The 22,991-nt window shown below is 69.2% G+C and carries 21 protein-coding genes; 8 read left to right on the top strand and 13 right to left on the bottom strand.

What is annotated here, in order from left to right:
• Positions 1-77: 77 nt before the first annotated feature.
• A complete protein-coding gene (locus D7006_RS08700; RefSeq protein ID WP_237356305.1) occupies positions 78-989 on the top strand; it encodes an alpha/beta fold hydrolase in 912 nt (303 codons plus the stop codon).
• Between the two features lie 5 nt (positions 990-994).
• Here the strand turns inward: D7006_RS08700 and D7006_RS08695 are convergent, their stop codons facing one another.
• Positions 995-1,438: a nucleoside deaminase gene (locus D7006_RS08695; RefSeq protein ID WP_237356304.1), complete on the bottom strand. Its 444-nt coding sequence runs from the start codon at positions 1,436-1,438 to the stop codon at positions 995-997.
• Between the two features lie 79 nt (positions 1,439-1,517).
• Between D7006_RS08695 and D7006_RS25335 the strand changes: the two genes are divergently transcribed.
• Together D7006_RS25335 and rsmD are read left to right on the top strand one after the other, a co-directional pair.
• The gene (locus D7006_RS25335) at positions 1,518-3,497 is read left to right on the top strand and encodes a pseudouridine synthase (RefSeq protein ID WP_305852712.1); all 1,980 of its coding nucleotides are present in this window, start codon (positions 1,518-1,520) and stop codon (positions 3,495-3,497) included.
• A 16-nt stretch (positions 3,498-3,513) separates the two neighbouring features.
• Complete coding sequence (gene rsmD, locus D7006_RS08685; protein WP_237356303.1) at positions 3,514-4,065, top strand: 16S rRNA (guanine(966)-N(2))-methyltransferase RsmD; 552 nt, start codon at positions 3,514-3,516, stop codon at positions 4,063-4,065.
• 9 nt (positions 4,066-4,074) lie between these two features.
• Here the strand turns inward: rsmD and D7006_RS08680 are convergent, their stop codons facing one another.
• A complete protein-coding gene (locus tag D7006_RS08680; protein ID WP_024279715.1) occupies positions 4,075-4,350 on the bottom strand; it encodes a metal-sensitive transcriptional regulator in 276 nt (91 codons plus the stop codon).
• A gap of 141 nt (positions 4,351-4,491) precedes the next feature.
• Between D7006_RS08680 and D7006_RS08675 the strand changes: the two genes are divergently transcribed.
• The 5 genes from D7006_RS08675 (at position 4,492) to D7006_RS08655 (ending at position 9,746) form a co-directional block, all read left to right on the top strand.
• Complete coding sequence (locus D7006_RS08675) at positions 4,492-7,041, top strand: heavy metal translocating P-type ATPase (RefSeq protein ID WP_237356302.1); 2,550 nt, start codon at positions 4,492-4,494, stop codon at positions 7,039-7,041.
• A gap of 58 nt (positions 7,042-7,099) precedes the next feature.
• Positions 7,100-7,891 (top strand): ComF family protein, encoded by a 792-nt coding sequence (locus D7006_RS08670; RefSeq protein WP_237356301.1) that lies wholly within the window; start codon positions 7,100-7,102, stop codon positions 7,889-7,891.
• 64 nt (positions 7,892-7,955) lie between these two features.
• A complete protein-coding gene (gene grxC / locus D7006_RS08665) occupies positions 7,956-8,210 on the top strand; it encodes a glutaredoxin 3 (protein ID WP_169121342.1) in 255 nt (84 codons plus the stop codon).
• 130 nt (positions 8,211-8,340) lie between these two features.
• Positions 8,341-9,246 carry a carbon-nitrogen hydrolase family protein gene (locus D7006_RS08660; protein WP_237356300.1) on the top strand — a complete coding sequence of 302 codons (906 nt, stop codon included), beginning with the start codon at positions 8,341-8,343 and terminating at the stop codon, positions 9,244-9,246.
• The gene (locus D7006_RS08655; RefSeq protein WP_237356299.1) at positions 9,243-9,746 is read left to right on the top strand and encodes a DUF1178 family protein; all 504 of its coding nucleotides are present in this window, start codon (positions 9,243-9,245) and stop codon (positions 9,744-9,746) included. Before D7006_RS08660 ends, D7006_RS08655 begins: the two co-directional genes overlap by 4 nt.
• Before the next feature lie 3 nt (positions 9,747-9,749).
• On the opposite strand, the gene ubiG is transcribed toward D7006_RS08655, so the two are convergent.
• From ubiG to pgk, 11 genes are all read right to left on the bottom strand, one after another.
• Complete coding sequence (gene ubiG / locus D7006_RS08650; protein ID WP_169121345.1) at positions 9,750-10,493, bottom strand: bifunctional 2-polyprenyl-6-hydroxyphenol methylase/3-demethylubiquinol 3-O-methyltransferase UbiG; 744 nt, start codon at positions 10,491-10,493, stop codon at positions 9,750-9,752.
• A gap of 83 nt (positions 10,494-10,576) precedes the next feature.
• Complete coding sequence (gene trpS / locus D7006_RS08645) at positions 10,577-11,611, bottom strand: tryptophan--tRNA ligase (RefSeq protein WP_237356298.1); 1,035 nt, start codon at positions 11,609-11,611, stop codon at positions 10,577-10,579.
• Positions 11,612-11,742: 131 nt separating this feature from the next.
• Positions 11,743-13,281, bottom strand: coding sequence for a murein biosynthesis integral membrane protein MurJ (gene murJ, locus D7006_RS08640; protein ID WP_237356297.1), 1,539 nt, complete (start codon positions 13,279-13,281; stop codon positions 11,743-11,745).
• Between the two features lie 156 nt (positions 13,282-13,437).
• Positions 13,438-15,360 carry an ATP-dependent zinc metalloprotease FtsH gene (ftsH, locus tag D7006_RS08635; RefSeq protein WP_169121348.1) on the bottom strand — a complete coding sequence of 641 codons (1,923 nt, stop codon included), beginning with the start codon at positions 15,358-15,360 and terminating at the stop codon, positions 13,438-13,440.
• 114 nt (positions 15,361-15,474) lie between these two features.
• Positions 15,475-16,437 (bottom strand): tRNA lysidine(34) synthetase TilS, encoded by a 963-nt coding sequence (gene tilS, locus D7006_RS08630; RefSeq protein WP_371745109.1) that lies wholly within the window; start codon positions 16,435-16,437, stop codon positions 15,475-15,477.
• A 143-nt stretch (positions 16,438-16,580) separates the two neighbouring features.
• Positions 16,581-17,540, bottom strand: a complete 960-nt coding sequence (gene ybgF / locus D7006_RS08625) for a tol-pal system protein YbgF (protein ID WP_237356295.1) — start codon at positions 17,538-17,540, stop codon at positions 16,581-16,583.
• A 199-nt stretch (positions 17,541-17,739) separates the two neighbouring features.
• The gene (pal, locus tag D7006_RS08620) at positions 17,740-18,231 is read right to left on the bottom strand and encodes a peptidoglycan-associated lipoprotein Pal (protein WP_024279727.1); all 492 of its coding nucleotides are present in this window, start codon (positions 18,229-18,231) and stop codon (positions 17,740-17,742) included.
• A gap of 404 nt (positions 18,232-18,635) precedes the next feature.
• Positions 18,636-19,784, bottom strand: a complete 1,149-nt coding sequence (locus D7006_RS08615; RefSeq protein ID WP_237356294.1) for a tetratricopeptide repeat protein — start codon at positions 19,782-19,784, stop codon at positions 18,636-18,638.
• Positions 19,781-20,413: a thiamine phosphate synthase gene (locus D7006_RS08610; RefSeq protein WP_237356293.1), complete on the bottom strand. Its 633-nt coding sequence runs from the start codon at positions 20,411-20,413 to the stop codon at positions 19,781-19,783. The genes D7006_RS08615 and D7006_RS08610 overlap by 4 nt, the downstream gene beginning before the upstream one ends.
• 127 nt (positions 20,414-20,540) lie before the next feature.
• A complete protein-coding gene (locus D7006_RS08605; protein WP_169121352.1) occupies positions 20,541-21,563 on the bottom strand; it encodes a class I fructose-bisphosphate aldolase in 1,023 nt (340 codons plus the stop codon).
• Positions 21,564-21,785: 222 nt separating this feature from the next.
• Positions 21,786-22,979, bottom strand: a complete 1,194-nt coding sequence (pgk, locus tag D7006_RS08600; RefSeq protein WP_237356292.1) for a phosphoglycerate kinase — start codon at positions 22,977-22,979, stop codon at positions 21,786-21,788.
• Positions 22,980-22,991: the final 12 nt, after the last annotated feature.

Below are 22,991 nucleotides of genomic sequence, written 5' to 3'. Positions count from 1 at the left end.
CCGCCTTGATCCCGTCTTGAAGAGCTGTCCGCAATTCCGGCCGCCCCGGCCCACGGGACGGCTCAAGGGAGGTTCATGTGTCTGATCTGTCTGATCTGTTTCCCGGATTTGCCTCACACTATGTGGACACGAAGGCCGGCCGCATCTTTCTGCGGCAGGGGGGAACGGGCGCGCCCCTGCTCCTGCTCCACGGCTTCCCCCAGAGCCACGTGATGTGGCACCGCGTGGCGCCGAAGCTTGCCGAGCAGCACACCCTCATCATCCCCGACCTGCCCGGGTACGGCTGGAGCGCGGCGCCGGAAGGCGGCACCGATCATTTCCCCTATTCCAAGCGCGCCATGGCCGCCGCCATGGTGGAGGTGATGGAAAACCTGGGCTTTGCCCATTTCTCCGTCATGGGCCATGACCGCGGCGCCCGGGCCGCCTACCGGCTCGGGCTGGACCATCCCGGCCGCCTCGACCGGCTGGTGGTGCTCGACATCGTGCCCACCTACGTGATGTGGCATCGCATGGACCGGGCGCGGGCGCTGCAGGTCTATCACTGGGCGATGCTGGCCCAGCCCAAGCCCCTCCCCGAGAAGCTGGTGGGTGCTAATCCCGGATGGTTCCTCGACTGGACCATGGCGAGCTGGACCGCGCACAAGGACCTTTCGGCCTTCGATCCGCGCGCCATGGCGGCCTATCGTGCCGCGATTTCCTCGCCCGACCGGCTGCACGCCATGTGTGAGGACTATCGGGCCGGCGCCACCATCGACCTCGCCCACGATGAGGCGGACATCGCCGCCGCGCGCACCCTCTCCTGCCCGACGCTCGCGCTGTGGGGCGCAGCCGGCATCCCGAGCCGGGGCGCGAGCCCGCTGGAGGCCTGGAAGGCGTTCGCGCCGCAGGTGGAAGGACAGGCCATCGAGGCGGGCCATTTCCTGGCGGAGGAAGCCCCGAAGGCGACGCTCGATGTGGCGATGCCCTTCCTGGCGCAGGGACGGCCGTAGTTCAGCTACCGGCGTTCCTGGAAGAAGCTCCGCAGCACCTCGGCCGCCTGCCGCTCGGCGATGCCGCCATAGACCTCCGGCGTATGGTGGCAGGTAGGCTGGGAGAAGAAGCGGGGACCATGCTCCACGGCGCCGCCCTTGGGATCGGGCGCGCCGAAATAAAGCCGACGGATGCGCGCGAAGGAAAGCGCCGCCGCGCACATGGCACAGGGTTCCAGCGTCACGTAGAGATCGCAGTTCATCAGCCGCTCGGATTTGAACTGCGCGCCCGCCGCGCGGATCACCAGCATCTCCGCGTGGGCGGTGGGGTCGTTCAGCTCGCGCGTGCGGTTGCCATTGCGGGCGACAACCTCCGACCCGCGCACGAGAACCGCGCCGACCGGAACCTCGCCCCGCTCGGCCGCCGCGCGCGCCTCGTTGAGCGCCATCTGCATGAAGGTTCCCGACATGGTGCCTTTAACCGCCCCTGATCTCGCCCAGCCCATCGCCGCGCTCGCCGCGCAGCCTGCGCTGTGCTAACTCCCCCTCATGCCGCGCACATCACCGCCCCGCAAGGACAAGAACCGCGTTCCGCGCCAGAAGCGCGAACTTCCCGCCGCCCCTCAGAAGGAGGCCGAGCGTGTCGCCAAGGTCGTCGCCCGCGCCGGCCTCGGCTCGCGACGCGAGATCGAGGAATGGATCGAGGCCGGCCGCGTGGCGGTCAACGGCGAGGTGCTCACCAGCCCTGCCGTCACCGTCACGCCCGCTGATGCCATCACAATAGACGGGGAGCCACTCCCCGAGCGGGAGCGCACCCGCCTCTTCCTTTACCACAAGCCCAAGGGCGTCGTGACCACCAACCGCGACCCGGAAGGCCGCACGACGCTGTTCGAGATCCTGCCCAAGGGCCTGCCGCGCCTCGTCAGCGTGGGCCGGCTGGACCTCAATTCCGAGGGCCTGCTGCTGCTCACCAATGACGGCGGCCTCGCCCGCGTGCTGGAGCTGCCCGAGACCGGCTGGCTGCGGCGCTATCGCGTGCGTGCCAACGGCGAGATCGACCAGGCGAAGCTCGATACGCTCATCAAGGGCATCACCGTGGACGGCGTCGAGTACGGCCCCATCGAGGCCGAGCTCGATCGCGTGCAGGGCGCCAATGCCTGGATCACTGTATCCCTGCGCGAGGGCAAGAACCGCGAGATCCGCAACGTGTTCGGCGCGCTCGGCCTCGCGGTGAACCGGCTGATCCGCGTGTCCTACGGCCCGTTCCAGCTGGGCGAGATTCCCGAGGGCAGCGTCGAGGAAGTCCGCACCCGCGTGCTGCGCGACCAGATCGGCGCAGACCTTGCCGCTGCAGCCGGGGCCGATTTCACTGGCCTTCTGGTGGAGCGGGAGATCGAGGAAGCCCCCGTGCGTCCGGCCTACCGCCCCGCCGGACGCCGTCAGGCCGAGGCTGACAAGGCCGGCGGACTGAAGGTGCCGGCCCGCCGCGCCAGCCGCGAGCGGGAGGAGTTCGACGCGCCCGTCGAGGACATCATCCGCCCCGCCGCGCCGCGCATTCGCCGACGCGCCAGCGAGGAGCATGGCACCGAGCGGGTCGGCACGGTCGCCGACCGCAAGGGTCGCTCCGTGAAGGTTGAGCGCGTGCGCGCGCCGAAGGACGAGGCGCCGCGCCGCGCCCGTTCCGCCGCCGGCGAAGGCGAGGGCCGTCCCTTCCGTCGCAGCCGGGACGAAGGTGCCGCTGAGCGTCCGCGCCGCGAGGGTCGCCCCTCCTTCCGCGATGACGCGCCGCGTGGACGCGGCCCGCGCGAGGAAAAGGAAGATTTCCGCCGTCGCCCGACACGTTCCGGCGGCGGCGACGAGCGGCCGCGCCGCTATGAGGATGACGGCGGCGTCAAGCGCTCCGGGCCCCGCCGCGAAGGCGACCGCCCCCAGAGCGACCGTCCGTTCCGCTCGCGCCCTGAGGGACGTGGCGGCGATGTCGGTGAAAGGCCCGCCCGCAGTCGCAGCTTCGGCGGGGACAGGCCCGAGGGCGACCGTCCGACCCGCCGTCCGCGCCCCGAGGGTCGTGGTGGCGACTTCGGTGACAAGCCAGCACGCGGCCGCAGCTTCGCAGGCGAGAGGGCAGAGGGTGAGCGTCCCGCCCGTGCCCGGCCCAGGCCGGAGGGTCGCGGCGACTATGGCGACAAGCCCGCACGCGCGCGCAGCTTCGGCGGAGACAAGGCCGAGGGCGAGCGCCCCGCCCGTGCCCGGCCCCGGCCGGAAGGTCGCGGCGATTTCGGTGACAGGCCGCCGCGCGAGCGCAGCTATGGCGACAAGCCAGCCGGCCGCACCCGCTCGTTCGAGGATCGTCCCGGTGGCGGCAAGCCTGCCGGGCGGCCGGGCGGAAAGCCCGGGGGCTTCGGCGCGAAGGGCCCCGGCAAGGGATTCGGCAAGCCCGGTGGTCGGCCTTCCGGCGGAAAGCCGGGGGGCAAGCCCGGCGCCGGACGCTCAGGCCCCGGCAAGCCGGGCGGTCCGCGCGGCAAGCGCTGACGGGAACGTCTGACCCATGCGCATCGTGGGTGGCCGACTCAAGGGGCGGGCACTGAAAGGCCCGTCCTCCAGCCTCACGCGCCCCACCTCCGACCGGCTGCGCGAGAGCCTGTTCAATATGCTCGCCCACGCTTATGGCGATCCGTGCGACGGCGCGCGGGTACTCGACCTGTTCGCCGGCACCGGTGCACTGGGCATCGAGGCGCTGTCCCGTGGGGCGCGCTTTGCGCTGTTCGTGGAGGAAGCGGCGGAGGCGCGAGGCCTCGTCCGCGACAATGTGGAGGCGCTGGGCCTCACTGGCGTCACCAAGGTGTTCCGCCGCGACGCCACTAGCCTCGGACCCATGGGACTGGGCGAACCCTACGGCCTCGTCTTCTGCGATCCGCCCTACGGGAAGGGCCTCGCCGAGCAGGCGATCGCCGCTGCGGTCGAAGGCGGCTGGCTCACCGCGGATGCACTGCTCATCATCGAGGAGCGCACCGGCCTGTTCGTGACGCCGGACGGCTTCCGCGAGATCGAACGGCGTGCCTACGACGAGAGCGAGCTGACCTTCATCGAGCGGGCCTGAGCCCCTCCGTTACCGCTCGCTGCGGACGATCACCTCCATCAGCTCCGCCACCTTGCGACGCTGGTCCTCCGCGTCGCCCGAGCGGATGGCGTGCTCGACGCAATGCCCCACATGATCCTTCAGCACCTCCTCCTCCACCCGCCGCAAGGCGGCGCGGACCGCCGAGAGCTGGGTGATGATGTCGATGCAGTAGCGATCCTCCTCCACCATGCGGGAGAGGCCGCGCACCTGGCCCTCAATGCGGCTCAAGCGCTTTTGGACTTGCTCTTTGGTCGGGCTGCGCATGGCTTGCCCTATACCCCCTATGGGTATATTGGACAAGAGAGAATACCCCCAGGGGGGTTATTGCCGTCTTGAACATGAGCCAGCGCAAGGCCATCTGCCCCGATGCGGCCTAACGCTGGCAACCGGATTTGCGGAGCCGCCATGGCACAGGATCATTCATCGCACGACCATTCCTCGCACGGCGGCGATTGCTGTGGTGGCAAGGCACCGCCGCCGCTCGACCTGTCGGCGGCTGCCAGGCCGGCCTTGCCCGAGACGGTGAAGGATCCGGTCTGCGGCATGGACGTGAAGACCGACCCGGCGGCCGGCAAGCCCACGACCGAGCATGAGGGGCGCACTTATTTCTTCTGCTGCAACGGCTGCAAGACCAAGTTCGAGGCGGCGCCCGAGACCTATCTCGCGCCGGTGAAGGACCCGGTGTGCGGCATGATGGTGTCGCCCGGCACCGCCAAATACTCGGCCCGGCACGAGAAGAAGCCCTATTTCTTCTGCTCGTCGTCCTGCGAGACCAAGTTCAAGGCCGATCCCGTGCGCTACGTGGGCGGCAGCGCGCCGCCTCCGCCCGCCGAGGTCCCGGCCGGCACCATCTACACCTGCCCGATGGACCCGGAGATCCGGCAGATCGGCCCCGGCATTTGCCCCATCTGCGGCATGGCGCTGGAGCCGGAGGTCGTCACCCTCGACGAGGGGCCGAACCACGAATTGGTGGACATGACCCGCCGCTTCTGGATCGGCCTCGCCCTTACCCTGCCCGTCTTCGTGCTGGAGATGGGGAGGCACCTTTTCGGCTGGTCCCCGCTGCCGCAGCAGATCTCGAACTACGTCCAGTTCGTCCTCGCGACGCCTGTGGTGCTCTGGGTGGGATGGCCGTTCCTCCAGCGCGGCTGGCTGTCGCTGAAGACGCGGCATCTCAACATGTTCACCCTCATCGCCATGGGCACGGGGGTCGCCTACCTCTATTCGCTCGTGGGCACCTTCGCGCCCGGCCTGTTCCCGCATGATTTCCACGCCCATGGCGGCGGCGTGCCCGTGTATTTCGAGGCAGCGGCGGTCATCACCGTGCTGGTCGCGCTCGGGCAGGTGCTGGAGCTGCGCGCTCGCGAGCAGACATCGAGCGCCATCAAGGCCCTGCTCTCCCTCGCGCCCAAGACTGCCCTGCGCATCCGGGCCGACGGCTCGGACGAGACCATCGATCTCGGCCTCGTCGCCCCCGGCGACCTCCTGCGCGTGCGCCCCGGCGAGAAGGTGCCGGTGGACGGCACGGTGGCGGACGGCCGCGCCGTGGTGGACGAAAGCCTCGTCACCGGCGAGTCGCTGCCCGTCTCCCGGGAGCCGGGCGAGAAGGTCATCGGCGGCACGGTCAACGCCTCCGGCGTCTTCACCATGAAGGCGGAGAAGGTGGGCCGCGACACCCTGCTGTCCCAGATCGTGCAGATGGTCGCCCAGGCGCAGCGTTCGCGCGCGCCGATCCAGCGGCTGGCGGATCAGGTTTCCGGCTGGTTCGTGCCTCTGGTGTTCGCGGCCGCCGTCGTCGCCTTCGCGGTGTGGATGGCGGTCGGCCCCGAGCCCCGTCTCACCTTCGCTCTGATGGCGGCCGTGAGCGTGCTCATCATCGCCTGCCCCTGCGCCCTCGGCCTCGCCACCCCCATGTCGGTGATGGTGGGCGTCGGCCGCGGCGCCCAGCTCGGCGTGCTGGTGCGCAACGCCGAGGCGCTGGAACGCATGGAGAAGGTGGACGTGGTGGTGGTGGACAAGACCGGCACCCTCACCGTCGGCAAGCCCAAGGTGATCGCCGTGCGCGCCTTCAACGGCCGCAGCGAGGATGAGGTGCTGCGCCTCGCCGCCGCGCTGGAACGGGCGAGCGAGCACCCCCTCGGCGCCGCCATCGTGCATGAGGCGGCAGCGCGCGAGCTGGTCACCTCCGAACCGTCCGGTGTCGAGAGCCCGGCGGGCAAGGGCATCGTCGGGCAGGTGGAAGGCCACGCTGTCGCCGTGGGCCACGCCGCCTTCATGAGCGAGATCGGTATTCACACCGACCATCAGACGGCGATCGCCGAGAGCTTCCGCCGAGAGGGCGCGACGGCGGTGTTCGTCGCCATCGACGGCAAGGCGGCCGGCCTCGTCGCCATCGCCGATCCGGTGAAGGATACGACCGAGGCCGCGTTGAGGCGCCTCCAGCAGCACGGCGTGCGCGTGGTCATGCTCACGGGTGACAACCGGACCACGGCGCTGGCCGTGGCCAAGCGCCTCGGCATCATCGAAGTGGAAGCGGAAGTTCTGCCCGCCCGCAAGGCCGAGGTGGTCGAGCGCTTGCGCAAGGAAGGTCATGTGGTGGCCATGGCCGGTGACGGCGTGAACGACGCCCCGGCTCTCGCCGTGGCGGACGTGGGCATTGCCATGGGCACGGGCACCGACATCGCCATGGAGAGCGCGGGCATCACCCTGCTCAAGGGTGACCTGGCCGGTATCGCCCACGCACGGGCCCTCTCCCGTGCCACCATGGCAAACATCCGCCGCAACCTGCTGTTCGCCTTCCTCTACAATGCGGCGGGCGTGCCGATTGCGGCCGGCGTGCTCTATCCCAGCCTCGGCCTGCTCCTGTCGCCCATGGTGGCGGCGGCGGCCATGGCGCTCTCCTCGGTCAGCGTCATCGCCAACGCCCTGCTGCTGCGGACCTTCACCCCGCGCTGAGCAAAGGCGCGGCTTTACAGGCGCCGCCCCCGGACGGAAAATCGATCCGGGGGCAGCCATGGGTCTTTCAGCAGCTGATATTTCGGAGCGGATCGGCCGGGCCGGCGCCGTGGCGCGCGGCTTCGGCTCCGCTCTTCTCGGCCTCGCATTGCCGCCTACCTGCATCGCCTGCGGCAGCATCACCGGGGCGGCGGGGGGATTGTGCGGGCCGTGCTGGGGCAAGCTCTCCTTCATCAGCCGGCCCTATTGCGAGCGGACCGGCGCGCCGTTCAGCCATGATCCTGACCGCGTGTTCGGCGATGGCTGGCTCTCAGCCGAGGCGCTCGCCGATCCGCCGGCCTATGATCGCGCCCGCGCGGCTGTCACCTTCGACGACGTGGCCCGTGGCCTCGTGCACAAGCTGAAATACGCCGACCGCCTCGATCTCGCGGCCCCCATGGCGCGGCTGATGCTGCAGGCCGGCACCGATCTTACGGGCTCGGCCGAGATCATCGTGCCGGTGCCGCTCCATCCGATCCGGCTGTGGCGGCGCAAGTTCAACCAGGCGGCGCTCCTTGCCCGGCATGTGGCGGCGGCCACAGCCTTGCCCGTCGAAGCCGGCGCGCTGGTGCGGCGGCGCCGGACGCCGTCGCAGACCGCTCTGGGGCGCAATGCACGACGCGCAAATGTCGCTGGCGCTTTTGCAGTGCCGCATAACGCGGCCCATCGCATTGAAGGCCGGCGCGTGCTGCTGGTCGATGACGTGTATACGACCGGCGCGACGCTCGATGCTTGTGCGCAGGCGCTCCGTCGCGCCGGTGCCACCGGCATTGATGCCCTCACGTTTGCGCGGGTTGTCGAATTCGGCTGAGCCCTTATGATGCGACGCTTTCGTGACGGCACGCCCCCCGAGCCGTCCCATCTGTCGTGACATCATGAAGCCCATCGAAATCTATACCAAGAGCTGGTGCCCCTACTGCCATTCCGCCAAGGAATTGCTGCGGCGCAAAGGCTTGACCTTCACCGAAATCGACGTGACCACCGACGCCGAGGGCCAGCAGGAGATGATCCGCCGCGCCAATGGCCGCACGTCCGTGCCGCAGATCTTCATCGGCGAGACCCATGTGGGCGGCTGCGACGACCTCTATGCTCTGGAGGAAGCCGGCCGGCTGGACGCGCTGGCGGCCTGACCCGGGCCCGGGGCACGCGGACGACGGGCCCCGTGCATTCCGGCCGGGAAGACCATATCTGTCTGATGTCGCGCCGCGCCGGGCGCGACACGGCGATCCCGGCTCCGGCGGCAGCGAGAGAGCAAGCCTCATGACCACCTCGGAACCGACCGCGCCCGACGCGCCCACCGGCAAGACCCTCCGCGTCGGTCTGGTCCAGTTGCGCAGCGGCCGCGAACCGGCCGCGAACCTGGACGCCGCCGCCGCCCTCATCCGCGAGGCGGCGCGGGATGGCGCGCGCTATGTCCAGACGCCGGAAGTCACCAACATCATGGAGCTGGATCGCAAGGTCCTGTTCGAGAAGCTGCAGGAAGAGGGCAACGACGCCACCCTCGCAGCCCTGCGCCAGCTGACGCGCGAACTGGGCATCACGCTCCATATCGGCTCCCTCGCGCTGAAGGTTTCCGACGCCAAGGCAGTGAACCGCGGCTTCGTTATCGACCCGGACGGCGAGATCACCGGCCGCTACGACAAGATCCACATGTTCGACGTGGACCTCGGCAAGGGCGAGAGCTACCGCGAGTCGAACGCCTACCGGCCCGGCGAGCGTGCTATCCTGACCGACGTGGACGGCATCCGCCTCGGCATGACCATCTGCTACGACCTGCGCTTTCCCTCGCTCTACCGGGCGCTCGCAGAGGGCGGCGCCAAGGTGCTGACCGTGCCATCCGCCTTCACCCGGCCGACCGGGGAAGCCCACTGGCATGTGCTGCTGCGCGCCCGCGCCATCGAGAACGGCGCCTATGTCCTCGCAGCCGCGCAGGGGGGGCGACACGAGAATGGCCGCGAGACCTATGGCCATTCACTGGTGATCGACCCCTGGGGCCGTGTCATCGCCGAGGGCGGCACTGACCCGGGCGTGATCCTCGCCGAGATCGACATGGCGGAAGTCGCCGCGGCGCGCGCCCGCGTGCCTTCGCTCGCCAATGGCCGCCGGTTCGAGATCACCGAGCCGGGGCAGATCGGCCACCTCCACGTGGTGCGTGCCTCCTCATGATCCGCTACACTCTCAAGTGCGACGAAGGCCACGAGTTCGAGAGCTGGTTTCCATCCTCGGCCAGCTACGACACCCAGCGCGCACGCGGCCTCGTCACCTGCCCCACCTGCAACTCAGCCAAGGTCGACAAGGCGGTGATGGCCCCGTCCGTCGCGCGCACCGACAAGGGGATGCCGGACAGGGAGCCTGTCGGCGCACCCACGAGCCTGCCCGACGGTGGCGCGGCTGCCGAAGCGCCTTCGTCTGAGGCGACGCCCGTGGCGATGATGGCGCGGCCCGACAGCGAGTTGCGCACGCTGATCCGCCAGCTGCGCGACCACATCGTCGCCAACTCGGATGATGTCGGCGACAGCTTCGCCGACCTCGCCCGCAAGATGCATGACGGGGAGATCGAGCATCGTCCCATCCGCGGCGAGGCGACTGTGGAAGAGGTTAAGGCCCTGCGCGAGGACGAGGTGGAGGTGTTCCCCCTGCCCGTGCTGCCGGAAGATCGGAACTGAGGCCTAGGCCTCGCGCTCCGCCACCATGAAATAGTTCACCGAGAGATCCTCGGTCAGGCGGAAATCGCCGGAAAAGGGCTCGTAGGCGAGGCCCACCTTCTCCCGAGCGGCAAAGCCGGCTGAAGCGAGCGTCGCCTCCAGCTCCTCCGGCGTCACGAACTTCTCCCAGCGATGGGTGCCGGGCTCCAGCCAGCGCAGGACGTATTCGGCGCCGACGATGGCGAGGGCGAAGCTCTTGGGCGTACGGTTCAAAGTGGAGAGCACCAGCAGGCCACCATCCGCCACCAGACGGCCAGCGGTGCGCACGAACAGCCCGACATCGGCCACATGCTCCACCACTTCCAGCGCCACCACCACATCGAAGCGGGCGCCCCGCTCGGCCAGCGCCTCGGCGGTCTCGGCCTCATAGGTCACGGTGAGACCCGATTGCGCGGCGTGGGCGCGGGCAATGTCCACATTGCCGGGGGCGGGATCGATGCCCGTCACATCGGCCCCCATGCGGGACAGCGGCTCGCTGAGCAGGCCTCCGCCGCAGCCGATATCGACGAGGGAGAGGCCCTTCAGCGGGCGAAGCGACCGGGCGTCCCGGGAGAAATGGCGGACCAGCGTGTCACGCAGGAAGGTGAGGCGCGCGGGATTCATGGCGTGCAGGGGCGCCATCTTGCCCTTCACGTCCCACCACTGCGCGCCGAGCGCCTCGAAGCGGGAGACCTCTTCCGGATCGACCGTGGCGTTCATCTGCGGCATCACGGCCTCCTCGGCGGCGGGGGACTATGCCCCACACTTAGGCGCGGCATCCGGCGCGGGCAAGGCCGCGCCGGGCTGGCTCCTCAGCGCACCATGCCCACGATGTCCTTCACGTCGCGGATGGTCTGGTCGGCGATCACCCGCGCGCGGTCGGCACCGTCGATGAGGATGGCATCGATGGCAGCCTGATCGGCCATGAGGCGCTGCATCTCGGTGCCGATGGGGCCGAGCTTCGCGACGGCAAGGTCCACAAGCGCCGCCTTGAAGGCCGAGAACTGGGCATTGCCATAGTCCGCCAGCACCTGCGCCTTGGCGGTATCGGACAGGGCCGCGAAGATGCCGACGAGATTGTCCGCCTCCGGACGACCCTTGAGGCCCTCTTCCTCGGACGGCAGCGGCTCGGGATCGGTCTTCGCCTTGCGCACCTTGCCCGCGATGGTGTCGGCATCGTCGGTGAGGTTGATGCGCGAAAAGTCGGAGGCCTCCGACTTCGACATCTTCTTCGAACCGTCACGCAGGCTCATCACCCGCGTCGCCGGCCCGGCGATGAGCGGCTCGGTGATGGGGAAGTAGCCCTCGCCATAGCCGTTGGCGGCGATGGAGGGGGCGAAGTCCGTGTTGAACTTCTGGGCAATGTCGCGCGTCAGCTCCAGGTGTTGCTTCTGGTCGTCGCCAACCGGCACGTGGGTGGCGCGATAGAGCAGGATGTCGGCGGCCATCAGGGTGGGGTAGGCGAAGAGGCCCACGGAGGCGTTCTCGCGGTCCTTGCCGGCCTTCTCCTTGAACTGCGTCATGCGATTCAGCCAGCCCATGCGGGCGACGCAGTTGAACACCCAGGCGAGTTCGGCGTGGCCGGACACCTGGCTCTGGTTGAACACGATGTGGGCCTTGGGATCGATGCCGCAGGCGATGAAGGCGGCCGTCACCTCGCGGGTGTGGCGCTTCAGCTCTTCCGGGTCCTGCCAGACGGTGATGGCGTGGAGGTCGACCACGCAATAGATGCACTCGTGGCTCTTCTGCAGCTCCACGAAGCGCTTGATGGCGCCGAGATAATTGCCGAGATGCAGGTTGCCCGTGGGCTGCACGCCGGAAAATACGCGTTCTGCGACCGCCGCCATGGCGAACTCCCCAAAGAGCGGCGCGCCGCTCGACCTGAACACGGGCAACGGCCCGCAAAAGTGAATGCGGCGCGTCATGCCACCTGGGGCGGCACGGCGCAAGGGCACGGCCCGCAACGCTGCTGCCTGGCTCAGACGCGGCCCGTCCAGGCCTTGGAGACTCCCGCCTTCACCACGAGCGCACCGGCGCCGTAGATGACGCCGCCGCTCGCGACGAGCCCGGCCAGCCGCAGGGTGCCCACCAGCGTCCCCTCGGGCACGGGCCACATCGTGGCGAGTGCGCCAACCCCGGCCCCCATGGTGAGGCTCGCGGCCGCGAGACCGGCAGCCGAGAGCAGCACCGGCGCCGAGAAGCGCAGCGCGCCACGGGCGATGAGGACGCCCCCCAGGGCCAGGATGGACGCCACGGCGGACAGCGCCACCGCCCCCGCCGCGATCAAGGGGCCGCCCACCGTTCCGAGCCCCGCAGCGGCAACCATGCACAGCAGCAGCGAGCCGAGCGCGATTCGCTCCGCCGCCTTGATCTGTCCGGACGTGGAAGCGGCAGCGGAGAGGATGCGCTCCAGGCCCTGCGCCGGCAGCGACAGCGAGAGCACGGCCAGCAGCGCGGCGGTGAACCGGGCGTCTTCGCTGTCGAAGCTACCCCGCTGGAACAGGGTGACCACGATGGGCTCGGCAAGAACAGCCAGCCCGACCGCCGCTGGCAAGGCGAAGGCAAGCGCCGCCAGCACCGCGCGCCCGGCATCGTCCGCGGCCTCGGCTCTCCCCCGCCGGAGCAGCGCCGGCACGAGGACGGCCCCCGCGCTGGCACCGACGAGGCCCAAAGGGAGATCCATCAACCGCTGCGCGTAGTTCAGGGCGGCGGCGGCGCCCGGGGTGGCGGAGACGGCGGCGACCACGATGATGAAGCGAAGCTGGCTCAGCCCGGCAAACAGCAAGGCGGGCGACGCCGCCCGCAGCACACCGAGCGCCGCCCGGAGATCGCGAACCGTCAGAACGCGGAACAGCGGCTGGGCCGGACAGCCCCCGGCGGCCAGTCTCATGATGGCGAATTGGGCGCAGCCCGCCCCCACCTGCGCCGCCGCGATGGCGAAGGCTGCGGCATCGCTCTCCATCAGCCCCTTGGCGAGCAGCACACCGATAACCGCGAGCACCGTGACATTGGCCGCAGCGGGAGCCAGCGCCGGCAACAGCACGCGATGCGCGGAGTTGGCGATGCCGCCGAAGATGGCGGCGAGCCCTGCAAGGGGGATGTAGAGCACCACCACACGACCGCAGAGGATGGCGACGTCCGCCCGCTGGCCGCCCGCCTCGAAGCCCGGCGCCATCAGGCCGATCACCTGCGGCATGAAGAGCGCGACGACGGCCGCGAACACGAGAAGGAGGCCGCACAGCAGAAGCAGGGTCGCTCCCGCCAGCCGGCCAGCCGCTTCATCGCCCGTTCCCACGACCCCGCTCGTCCGGGCGAGCGCCGGAATGAAGGCGAGATTGAAGGCGCCTTCAGCCAGCAGCCGGCGCGCCAGCAATGGCAGCGCCATGGCCGCCGCCAATGCATCCGCTACCGGCCCTACGCCGAGCACGGCGGCCGTGGCCGCATCCCGTGCAAAGCCCAACACGCGGGACACGAGGGTTGCCGCCGAGACGATGGAGGTGCGGGCGAGGAGGGACATGAGCCCTGCCTATGCCTCGCGCGGCCGATTGTGTCGATGGGCTCCGCGCAGAACTTGCCCTCCGAGCCCAGCGCAGGGCGCGCACCGCGGACGAGGACGCTCGTCACAAACGAAAAACGCCCGCTTGCGCGGGCGTTTTCCGGTCGATCATTCGTCTCAGGCCTGGGGCTGAGGCTCGATGGAGCCGCCGGCACCGCCGGGGCGGGGGCGCTTGGTGGTCGGAATGGCCGAGCCACGCGGGTTGGAGGGCTCGAGCACGCTCTCCCGGTTCGGCGTCTTGCCGTCGAGGAGGTCCACGATCTCGTCGCCCGAGAGCGTCTCGTATTCGAGCAGGCCGCGGGCCAGAGCTTCGAGGTCGTCGTACTTCTCGGTGAGGATGCGCTTCGCCTCGGTATAGCCCTCGTCCACGAGCCGTCGGACCTCCTTGTCGATGGTCTGGGCCGTGGCTTCGGAAACGTTCTGGTGGCGCTGCATGGACATGCCGAGGAACACGTCCTCGTTGTTCTCGCCGTACGCCACCTGACCGAGCAGGTCGGAGAAGCCCCAGCGCGTCACCATCATCTTTGCGAGGCGGGTCGCCTGCTCGATGTCGGAGGCCGCACCGGACGTCACCTTGTCGTGGCCGAACACGAGTTCCTCAGCCACGCGGCCGCCCATCATGATGGCGAGGCGCGAGGTCATCTGCTCGTAGCTCATGGAGAGCTTGTCGCGCTCCGGAAGCTGCATGACCATACCGAGTGCCCGGCCACGGGGGATGATGGTGGCCTTGTGCACCGGGTCGGTCGCCGGAACATTGAGGGCGACGATGGCGTGGCCGCCCTCGTGATAGGCGGTGAGCATCTTCTCTTCCTCGGTCATCACGAGGGAGCGACGCTCGGCGCCCATCATCACCTTGTCCTTGGCGTCCTCGAACTCGGCCATGGTGACCATGCGCTTGTTGCGCCGGGCCGCCATCAGCGCCGCCTCGTTGCAGAGGTTCGCGAGGTCCGCACCGGAGAAGCCGGGGGTGCCGCGGGCGATGGTCTTGAGATTCACGTCGGGAGCGACGGGGATCTTGCGGGCATGCACCTTCAGGATCTGCTCGCGGCCGACCACGTCCGGGTTCGGGACGATGACCTGACGGTCGAAACGGCCGGGACGCAGCAGCGCGGGATCGAGCACGTCCGGACGGTTGGTCGCGGCGATGAGGATGATGCCCTCGTTCGCCTCGAAGCCGTCCATCTCCACCAGCAGCTGGTTAAGGGTCTGCTCGCGCTCGTCATTGCCGCCGCCGAGACCGGCGCCGCGGTGGCGACCCACCGCGTCGATCTCGTCGATGAAGATGATGCACGGCGCATTCTTCTTCGCCTGCTCGAACATGTCGCGCACGCGGCTCGCGCCGACGCCCACGAACATCTCCACGAAGTCCGAGCCGGAGATGGTGAAGAACGGCACGTTGGCCTCACCCGCGATGGCGCGGGCGAGCAGCGTCTTGCCGGTGCCGGGCGGGCCGACGAGCAGCACACCGCGCGGGATGCGGCCGCCGAGGCGCTGGAACTTCTGCGGGTCGCGCAGGAATTCCACGATCTCGGTGAGGTCGCTCTTCGCCTCGTCGATGCCGGCCACGTCGTCGAAGGTCACGCGGCCGTGCGCCTCGGTGAGGAGCTTGGCGCGGCTCTTGCCGAAGCCCATGGCCTTACCGCCGGCGCCCTGCATCTGGCGCGACAGGAAAATCCACACGCCGATCAGCGCCAGGAAGGGCAGCCAGGAGAGCAGCAGGCTCACGAACCACGGCACGTTGTCCGACGGCGCGCGCGCGGTGATCTGCACGCCCTTGCCGTACAGGCGCTGCACGAGCGAGGGGTCGTTCGGCGCGTAGGTCTGGAAGGAACCCGAGCGGTCGGAATAGGTGCCGGTGATGTTCGGCCCCTCGATCACGACCTCGCGCACCTTGCCGGCGTCCACGTCGTTGAGGAGCTGCGAGAAGGAGATTTCGTTCGCGTTCGTGCGCTGACCCGGGCTGTTGAACAGCGAGAACAGCGCCAGCAGCAGCAGGACGATGATCACCCAAAGGGCGAAATTGCGTAGATTGGCGTTCATTGAACCCTCGTGGGGACAGAAGGGTGGTCCTGCTTCGACGCCTCACCATACGGAAGGAAAACCTCCGCACCGCACCGCCGTCGGTGGAACCTCCCGCACCGTCCTGCGCCTAATTTAGGTGCGAGGCCCCGTCTTGCCAAGGACAGGCGCCTTCTGCGCACTTGAATTCGTCGCGATGGTCCCGATCGGCCGTCGGGGTGGTGCGGTGGATACGAGCACCCGCCCCCTCCGGACGGTCACACTGGCACCGGCCAGGGTGCGGCGAAATGGAGCAGCCGGCAACGCCAGCGCGGCCAGAAGCGCGGCCAGCAGAACCTCGAGCTTGGCCAGTTCGACCGGTCCTTCCCTTCCCTGCGCCGCGACGCAGCGGCCCAGCAGACGGAGCGCAATCTCCTCCGGCAGCGCGGCGAACGGCGCGGCCGCGATGGCGGCGTGCGATTTCTCGACGGTAACCAGTTCCGCTTCCACCCGGTCCGTCACCGCCTCCAGTGCCGAGTCGGCACGGGCGAGACGGCGGGCAAGGCGGGCGAGGCCGCGTGCGTCGAGGCCCTCCCGTTCCAAGGCGGGGGCGAGGGCGCGCAGGCGGGGGCGGGCGAAGCGGGCGTCCACATTGGATGGGTCGCTCGCATAGGCGATGCCGGCCGCATCGAGCGTCTCCACGAGCCGCACCTTCGGCAGATCGAGGAAGGGGCGCAGAAGGGTAAGGCCGCTCCGCGCCGTCTCGGCGCTCATTCCTGCAAGGCCGGCGAGGCCGGAGCCCCGCGCCATGCGGAACAGCACGGTCTCCGCCTGATCGTCGCGGGTATGGGCCAAAGCGAGCGCCGGCGCTCCAACCCGGCGGGCCTCGGCGGCGAGCAGCGCATAGCGGGCCTCGCGAGCCGCCTCCTGCAGGCCGCGGTCGGGCTTTTCGCCCTGCCAGCGAAGCGTGCGATGCGGCACCTTCAATTGAGCGGCCAAACGCGCCACATCGGCCGCCTCCTCGGCTGCCGCGGGCCTCAATCCATGATCGACCGTCGCCGCAAAAAGCCGCGGGCCACCTGGATACCGAGCGCGCCAGCGGACGGCGAGGTGGAGCAGAGCTGTGGAATCAGGCCCGCCGGAAACAGCGAGGAGAACGGCCGGACGGCCGGCGAAGCTGGAAAAGAGGGCGTCGAGTTCGCTGTCGGCAACCGCCGAGCGGGAGTCGGGAGACAGGCTTGCGGAATCCGCCGCCATCGGCCTCAGCAACCGACGCGCTTCTGCTCGCGCTCCACGGCCTGCCGGACGGAGGAGGCCGTGCGAGGATATTTGCGGTCCACCTCCTGGAAGGTGGCGCAGGCCGTCTCCTTCTCGCCGAGGCCGGCGAGCGACTGGCCGAGCCGCAGCAGCGCCTCGGGGGCGCGCGCGGAGTTCTGGTATTTGGTGGAGACCTCGAGGAAGGAGGCTGCGGCGTCGGAATAGTTCTGCCGCAGGAAAAGGCTCTCGCCGAGCATGAAGGTCGCGTCCGCGATCAGGCGGTCGTTGGGCGACGACTGGATGATCTGGCGGAAGGTCTGCTCGGCGCCGGCATAGTCCTGTCGCTGAAGCTGGGACTGGCCGGCATCGTAAAGCTCGCGCACGGTGGCGCCGGCGGACGGCAGCGCGGCCACCTGCTGTCCGCCGGTTGGACGGACGGGGGCGACATCCACCGCGCGCGGCGCGGGCGTGGCGCTCGCGGGCGAGCCGAGCGGCTGGGGCGCGCCCGGCGCGGCCGGGTCCATGTTCGGATCGAAGGCGTCGGAGCGGCGCACCGGGGCGGCTGGCGCTGCGGCCGGACGGCCGGAAGGAAGCACCGCCGGCGCCTGGACCGGCGCGGCCACGGGCGCGGCCGCAGACGGCGCAGCGGAGGGTCGGCCGCCGCCGGCCTCCTCCAGCCGGCGTACCTGCGCTTCGAGCTGCTGGTTGCGATACTGCAGTTGCTCGACCTGTCCGGTGAGCTGGCGGAGGGTCGATTCCAGACGCTCCATCCGCTCCATCAGCTCGGGATCCTCGCGCGAAGCTTCCTGCGCGGGCTGAGGCGGCTTGAACAGGTTGCCGAAGAGGTTCCCGTCGTTCTGCGCAGCCGCCGGCGCTGCCGTGCCGAGGGCCGCAGCGCAGGCAAGGCTGAAAAGGACGGCATAGGTGCGAACAAGAACACCGACCGGGCGCAGGCGCATCTTCATGTGACTTTTGCTTGGGGCTGGTGGCGGGGAGCACGGCCGAAAAATTACCGGTTCGGCCTGTGCGACTTTACCCTGCTGATCGCGTCCAAAGTGTGACCCGGCAACGACTTGCCGTGGACCGATCGAGGTTCAGCGGGAGCTGGACGCACAAAGGCCGGCACCCGTGGGCGCCGGCCTTCGCGAGACTTCGGAAAGAGGATCAGGCGCCGCCGCCGTTCAACACCGTCACCGCGCGGCGGTTCTGAGACCAGCACGAGATGTCGTTGCACACCGCCACCGGGCGCTCCTTGCCGTAGGAGATGGTGCGCATCCGGGCCGGGTCGATGCCGCGGGAGGCGAGGTAGTCACGCACGCTCTGGGCGCGCTTAGCCCCCAGCGCGATGTTGTATTCGCGGGTTCCGCGTTCGTCCGCATGACCTTCGATGGTGAAGGTGTAGCGGTTGTACTGCTGGAGCCACTGGGCCTGACGGTCCAGGGTGGCGCGGGCCTGCGGGGTGAGATCGGTCTGGTCGCTCTCGAAGAACACGCGATCGCCGACGGCGACCACGAACTCCTGAGGGGAACCGGGAGGGCCACCCGCGCCGCCGACGCCGGCATTCTGGTTGGGATTGTTGGCGCACGCGGCAAGCGCCAGCGCGAAGCCAAACAGAGCCGCGAACCGGAAGCCGCGAGCAAGGCTGAGGAAACGCATCCGGTAACTCCCTTCTCAACGCTGCACCGGAGGCTTCGGGTCTAAAGCCGTCCGGTTAAGCGAACGTTCCGTACGCGGCCTCTTGGCCGCTCCGAGGGCCAAAAACCGGAGGATGCGGGCCACTCCCGCTCGCCATGGTTTCCGGGCCGTTATCATCGCCCTTCGGGCCGGTACGAGCCTCCCTCTCCCACGTGCAGAAACCGGCACGGCAGGTGAATGAGGTGTTTGCCCGAAAGGCCGGGAGAGGCGACAACGCCCCTCGTCCGACACGCCCTTCACTGATGCCGGGACGTGGCGTCATCATGGCGCGGAGGTGCAGGGGTGAAGGCAGCGATACGGCGGCGGCCGGCGTTGCAAAAGGGCCACAACCGAGCCCTCGCTCGGCCCCCCTCATCACTCCGTCTTCAGGAGCGACCGGATTCCCAGCGTGCGGCCTGGGTCTGCGCCTTCTTGCGATCCGGTTCCGGCAGCTTGGCCACCACCTCGTCCAGCATCGGATCACCGAGGCCACGGTTCTTGGCGACCAGATGCCAGGCCGCGGCCTGCACCTTGTCCTGCGTCACGCCACGTCCCACTGCGAGCAGCCGCGCATAGCGGTTCTGGGCGATGGCGTTGCCGGCCAGCGCCGCCTTGCGGAACAGGGCGGCAGCGGCGGCCTCGTCCTTGGCCACGCCGGTGCCGTTGAACTGCATGATGGCGAATTCCACCTCCGCCGTGATGTGGCCGAGTCGGGCGGCGGCCCCCATCATACGAGCCGAGGCGGCAATATCCTTTTCAACGCCGTTGCCTTCCTTCAGCAGCACGCCCAGCGCGTACTGGGCGTCTTCCACGTCCTTGGCGGCGGCGAGCTCGAACCAGCGTGCGGCCTCGGAGGGCTCCTTGGGGATCTTTCGGCCCTGGAGATAGAGCAGGCCGAGATTGTAGGCCGCGCCCGCGCTCCCCTTCTCGGCCGCCTGCTTGAAAAGCTGCGCCGCGGCAGGCTCGTCCAAGGGAACGCCACGGCCGGCGAGCGTCATGTTGCCGAGCGCGAACAACGCGCCGGGCGAGCCTGCGTCCGCCGCCTTGCGGTACCACTCGATGGCCTTCTTGGGATCAAGCGGAACCCCGAGACCTTCGGAATAAAGCTCGCCGAGCAGCGTCATCGCCGCCGGATCGTTTCCGGCGCGGGCGCGCTTCAGGGCCTCATTGAAGGCGGTGATGTAATAGCCGCGCTGGTAGGCGCCATAGGCGATATCGCCCGAGCCGCCCGGCGTATCGAGGCTGGGATAGGAGATCTGCTGGCCCAGCAGCGGCATGGGCACGGGTTCGCGCGGGCGCTGGGCAGCTTTTGGATCCGGCTTCGTGGTCGGCTTGCTCCCGGACTTGGCATCCGGCTTCGCATCGGTCTTGGGCTTCGCGGCGGGTTTCGCCGGCTGGGTCGAGGACGATCCGCCGGCCGGCGCCTGCGCATAAGCCAGGGACGGCGCTCCCGCCACCGCGACGGCGAGCAGCACGGCGCGGCCCGAAACGGCAAATCTCAATTTGCGGAAGGGCGCGCGGACGGCCGACATCATTGCGCGTCGTCGCCCGTTGCAAGGCGCGCCTGTGCCGCCGCGACCACTTTAGCCGCGCCTTCACCGGATGCCAGCAGTGCGTCCGAGAGCGCAACGAAATCGGCGCCGGCCCCGGCGAGCGCCGTCACCTCGTCGAGGGTCGAGGCGACACCGACGCAGGGGACCTCGAACAGCTCCGCCCACCACTCCACGAGGTCGCGCACGCGAAAGAAGTCTCCGGCCTCGGGCGCCAGCGCGCCGAAAGCGACATAGTCAGCCCCGCTCTCCCCCGCGACCATGGCCTCATGGCGCGTGACCAGCCCGCCCGCGCCGACGATGGCGGCGGGTTTCAGCAGCCGCAGCACCGAATCGAGCCCCGGTCCGGCCGCCACGTGCACGCCGTCGAGGCCGGCGGCAGCGACGAGCCCCTCGGAGCCTTCGAGCAGCACCGCCGCATCATGTCGCTGGGCCGCTGCTGCGATCTCGGCGAGCCGCGCCGCATCGAGCTTTTCGCCGACAGGAGCGCGCAGGACCACGCAGGCCACATCGCCCGCGCGCACCGCCGCCTCCACCGTGCGCGGGTCAAGCGCAGGCGTGACGGTGAAGACGAGCATGAGGCGGGCGCCAGTGGCGGGCGGAGGATTGGCCATGGTCTGATCGGTCTGCCAAGAAATCGGCGAATTGGGGGCACGGACGCGGAATGTCGTCGGCTTTCGCCAGACCATAAGAAAAGGGCCGGCGCAAGCCGGCCCTTTCCGAACGTGATGTGCCCGATGCTCAGGCGGCCTTGCGCTCTTCCTCGGCCGACCACTTGCCGAGGGCCGCGAGGGAGTTCATGTGCGCGCGGTGGGCGAAGGCGGCCTGCGCCTTGGCCACGTTCTCCGGCTTGCCGGACCACGCCTTCTGGGGCGCGGCCTGCAAAGCGCGGCCATAGGAATAGGTGAGCTTCCAGGGCAGGCCGCCGAGCTTCACCATGGCGTCGAGATGGGCGGTGGCGTCCTCGTCCGACTGGCCGCCGGAGAGGAAGGCGATGCCGGGCACGGCGGTGGGCACGCAGGCCTTCAGCACGCGCACGGTCTTCTCCGCCACCTCGGCCACCGAGGCCTGCGCCGGGCTCTTCTTGCCGGGCACAATCATGTTGGGCTTGAGCACCATGCCTTCCAGGCGGACGCGCTGGTAGTACAGCTCCTCGAACACCGTCTTCAGCGCCCATTCGGTCACGCGGTAGCAAGTGTCGATGTCGTGCGCGCCGTCCATGAGCACTTCGGGCTCGACGATCGGGACGATCTTCGCTTCCTGGCACAGCGCCGCATAGCGGGCGAGCGCGTGGGCGTTGGCGCGCAGCGAGGTGTAGGACGGGATGTGCTTGGTGGTGTCGATGTCGATCACCGCGCGCCACTTCGCGAAGCGGGCGCCGAGGTCGTAATACTCCTTGAGGCGACCGGCGAGGCCGTCGAGGCCCTCAGTGATGGTCTCGCCCGGGCAGAAGGGCTGCGGCTTGGCGCCGGCGTCGACCTTGATGCCGGGGATGGCGCCGGACTTCTCGATGACGGAGACGAGCGGGGTGCCGTCCTTCGCCTTCTGGCGGATGGTCTCGTCATAGAGGATGACGCCGGAGATGTAGTCCATGCCCTGAGAGCGGAACATCAGCTCGCGGTAGTCGCGACGGTTCTCCTCGGTGGATTCGACCCCGATGGCATCGAACCGCTTCTTGATGGTACCGCCGCTCTCGTCTGCCGCGAGAATGCCCTTGCCGTCGGCCACCATTTTCTGCGCGATCGCGTCGAGCTCCGCCGTCATGTTCTTCACCTGCCTTGTTGCCGCCCCTCGGCGGGCATGGACGCCGGAGCGTGGCACTCCGGCAGATTGATTGTCTTTGCGCCCGAACCGCGGCGCATCTGTCTGCGCGCCTGCAAGTCCTGGAGCCGGCACCGGGTTCCCGACCGGTGCCCTACCCGAAAAGCGCCCGCCGCGGAGGACCGGGCGGGCGCAATCTTCGTCATTTCATTCCGCAGCGCAATATCAGCGCCGCAGAGCCTCCACGCCCGGAAGCGCCTTGCCCTCAAGCCATTCGAGGAAGGCACCGCCGGCAGTGGAGACGTAGGAGAAGCGCTCCGCCGTCCCCGCATGGTTGAGCGCAGCCACGGTGTCGCCGCCGCCCGCAACCGAGAGCAGCTTCCCCTTGTGGGTGAGGTCGCCGACATAGCGGGCCACGGCCACCGTCGCGGCGTCGAACGGGGTCAGCTCGAACGCGCCGAACGGCCCGTTCCAGACCACGGTCTTCGCCGCGTCGAGCTTCTGCTTGACGATGCCGACCGTCTCCGGGCCGGCATCCAGCATCATCTCGTCATCCTTCAAGTCATCGACGCTGGCGACGCGGTGCGCGGCATTGGCCTTGAACTCGGTGGCGACCACCGCATCCACCGGCAGGACGATCTCGCATCCGGCCGCCTTGGCCTTCTCCAGGATGTCCCGCGCGGTATCGCCGAGGTCATGCTCGCAGAGCGACTTGCCCACCTTCTTGCCGAGAGCGGCAAGGAAGGTATTGGCCATGCCGCCGCCGATCACCAGGATATCCACCTTCTGCACGAGATTGCCGAGCAGTTCGAGCTTGGTGGACACCTTGGAGCCGCCGACAACGGCGAGCACGGGGCGCTGGGGCGCCTCGAGGGCCTTGGTCAGTGCCTCGATCTCGCTTTCCATGGAGCGGCCGGCATAGGCCGGCAGCTTGCGGGCCAGCCCCTCGGTGGAGGCGTGCGCGCGGTGGGCGGTGGAGAAGGCATCGTTGACATAGATGTCGCCGAGGCTCGCGAGGGCTTCGATGAAGTCCGGCGCGTTCTTCTCCTCGCCCGCATGGAAGCGGGTGTTCTCCAGCACGATCACCTCGCCGGAAGCGAGGCGGGAGACGGCGCTCTTCGCCTCGTCGCCGATGCAATCGGAGGCGAAGGCAACCTTGCGGCCGAGCTCGCCCTCAAGGGCCTTGGCGACCGGGGCAAGCGACTGGCTTTCGTCGCGGCCCTTGGGCCGCCCGAAGTGCGCCAGCAGGACGACTTTGCCGCCCTTGCCGGTGATGTCCCGAATGGTGGGCAGGATGGCCTTGAGACGGGTGGCGTCGGTGACGCGCCCGCTCTCCATGGGAACGTTGAGGTCGACGCGAACGAGGACCCGTTTGTCGGCGAGGTCCACGGCGTCGTCGAGGGTGCGGAAGGCGATCATGATGGCGCCTCC

The organism is Xanthobacter sp. YC-JY1 (assembly GCF_021730305.1).
Classification (GTDB): domain Bacteria; phylum Pseudomonadota; class Alphaproteobacteria; order Rhizobiales; family Xanthobacteraceae; genus Xanthobacter; species Xanthobacter flavus.
Note: the sequence above shows the minus strand (reverse complement) of the source record. Positions and strands in the feature narration are given on the sequence as shown.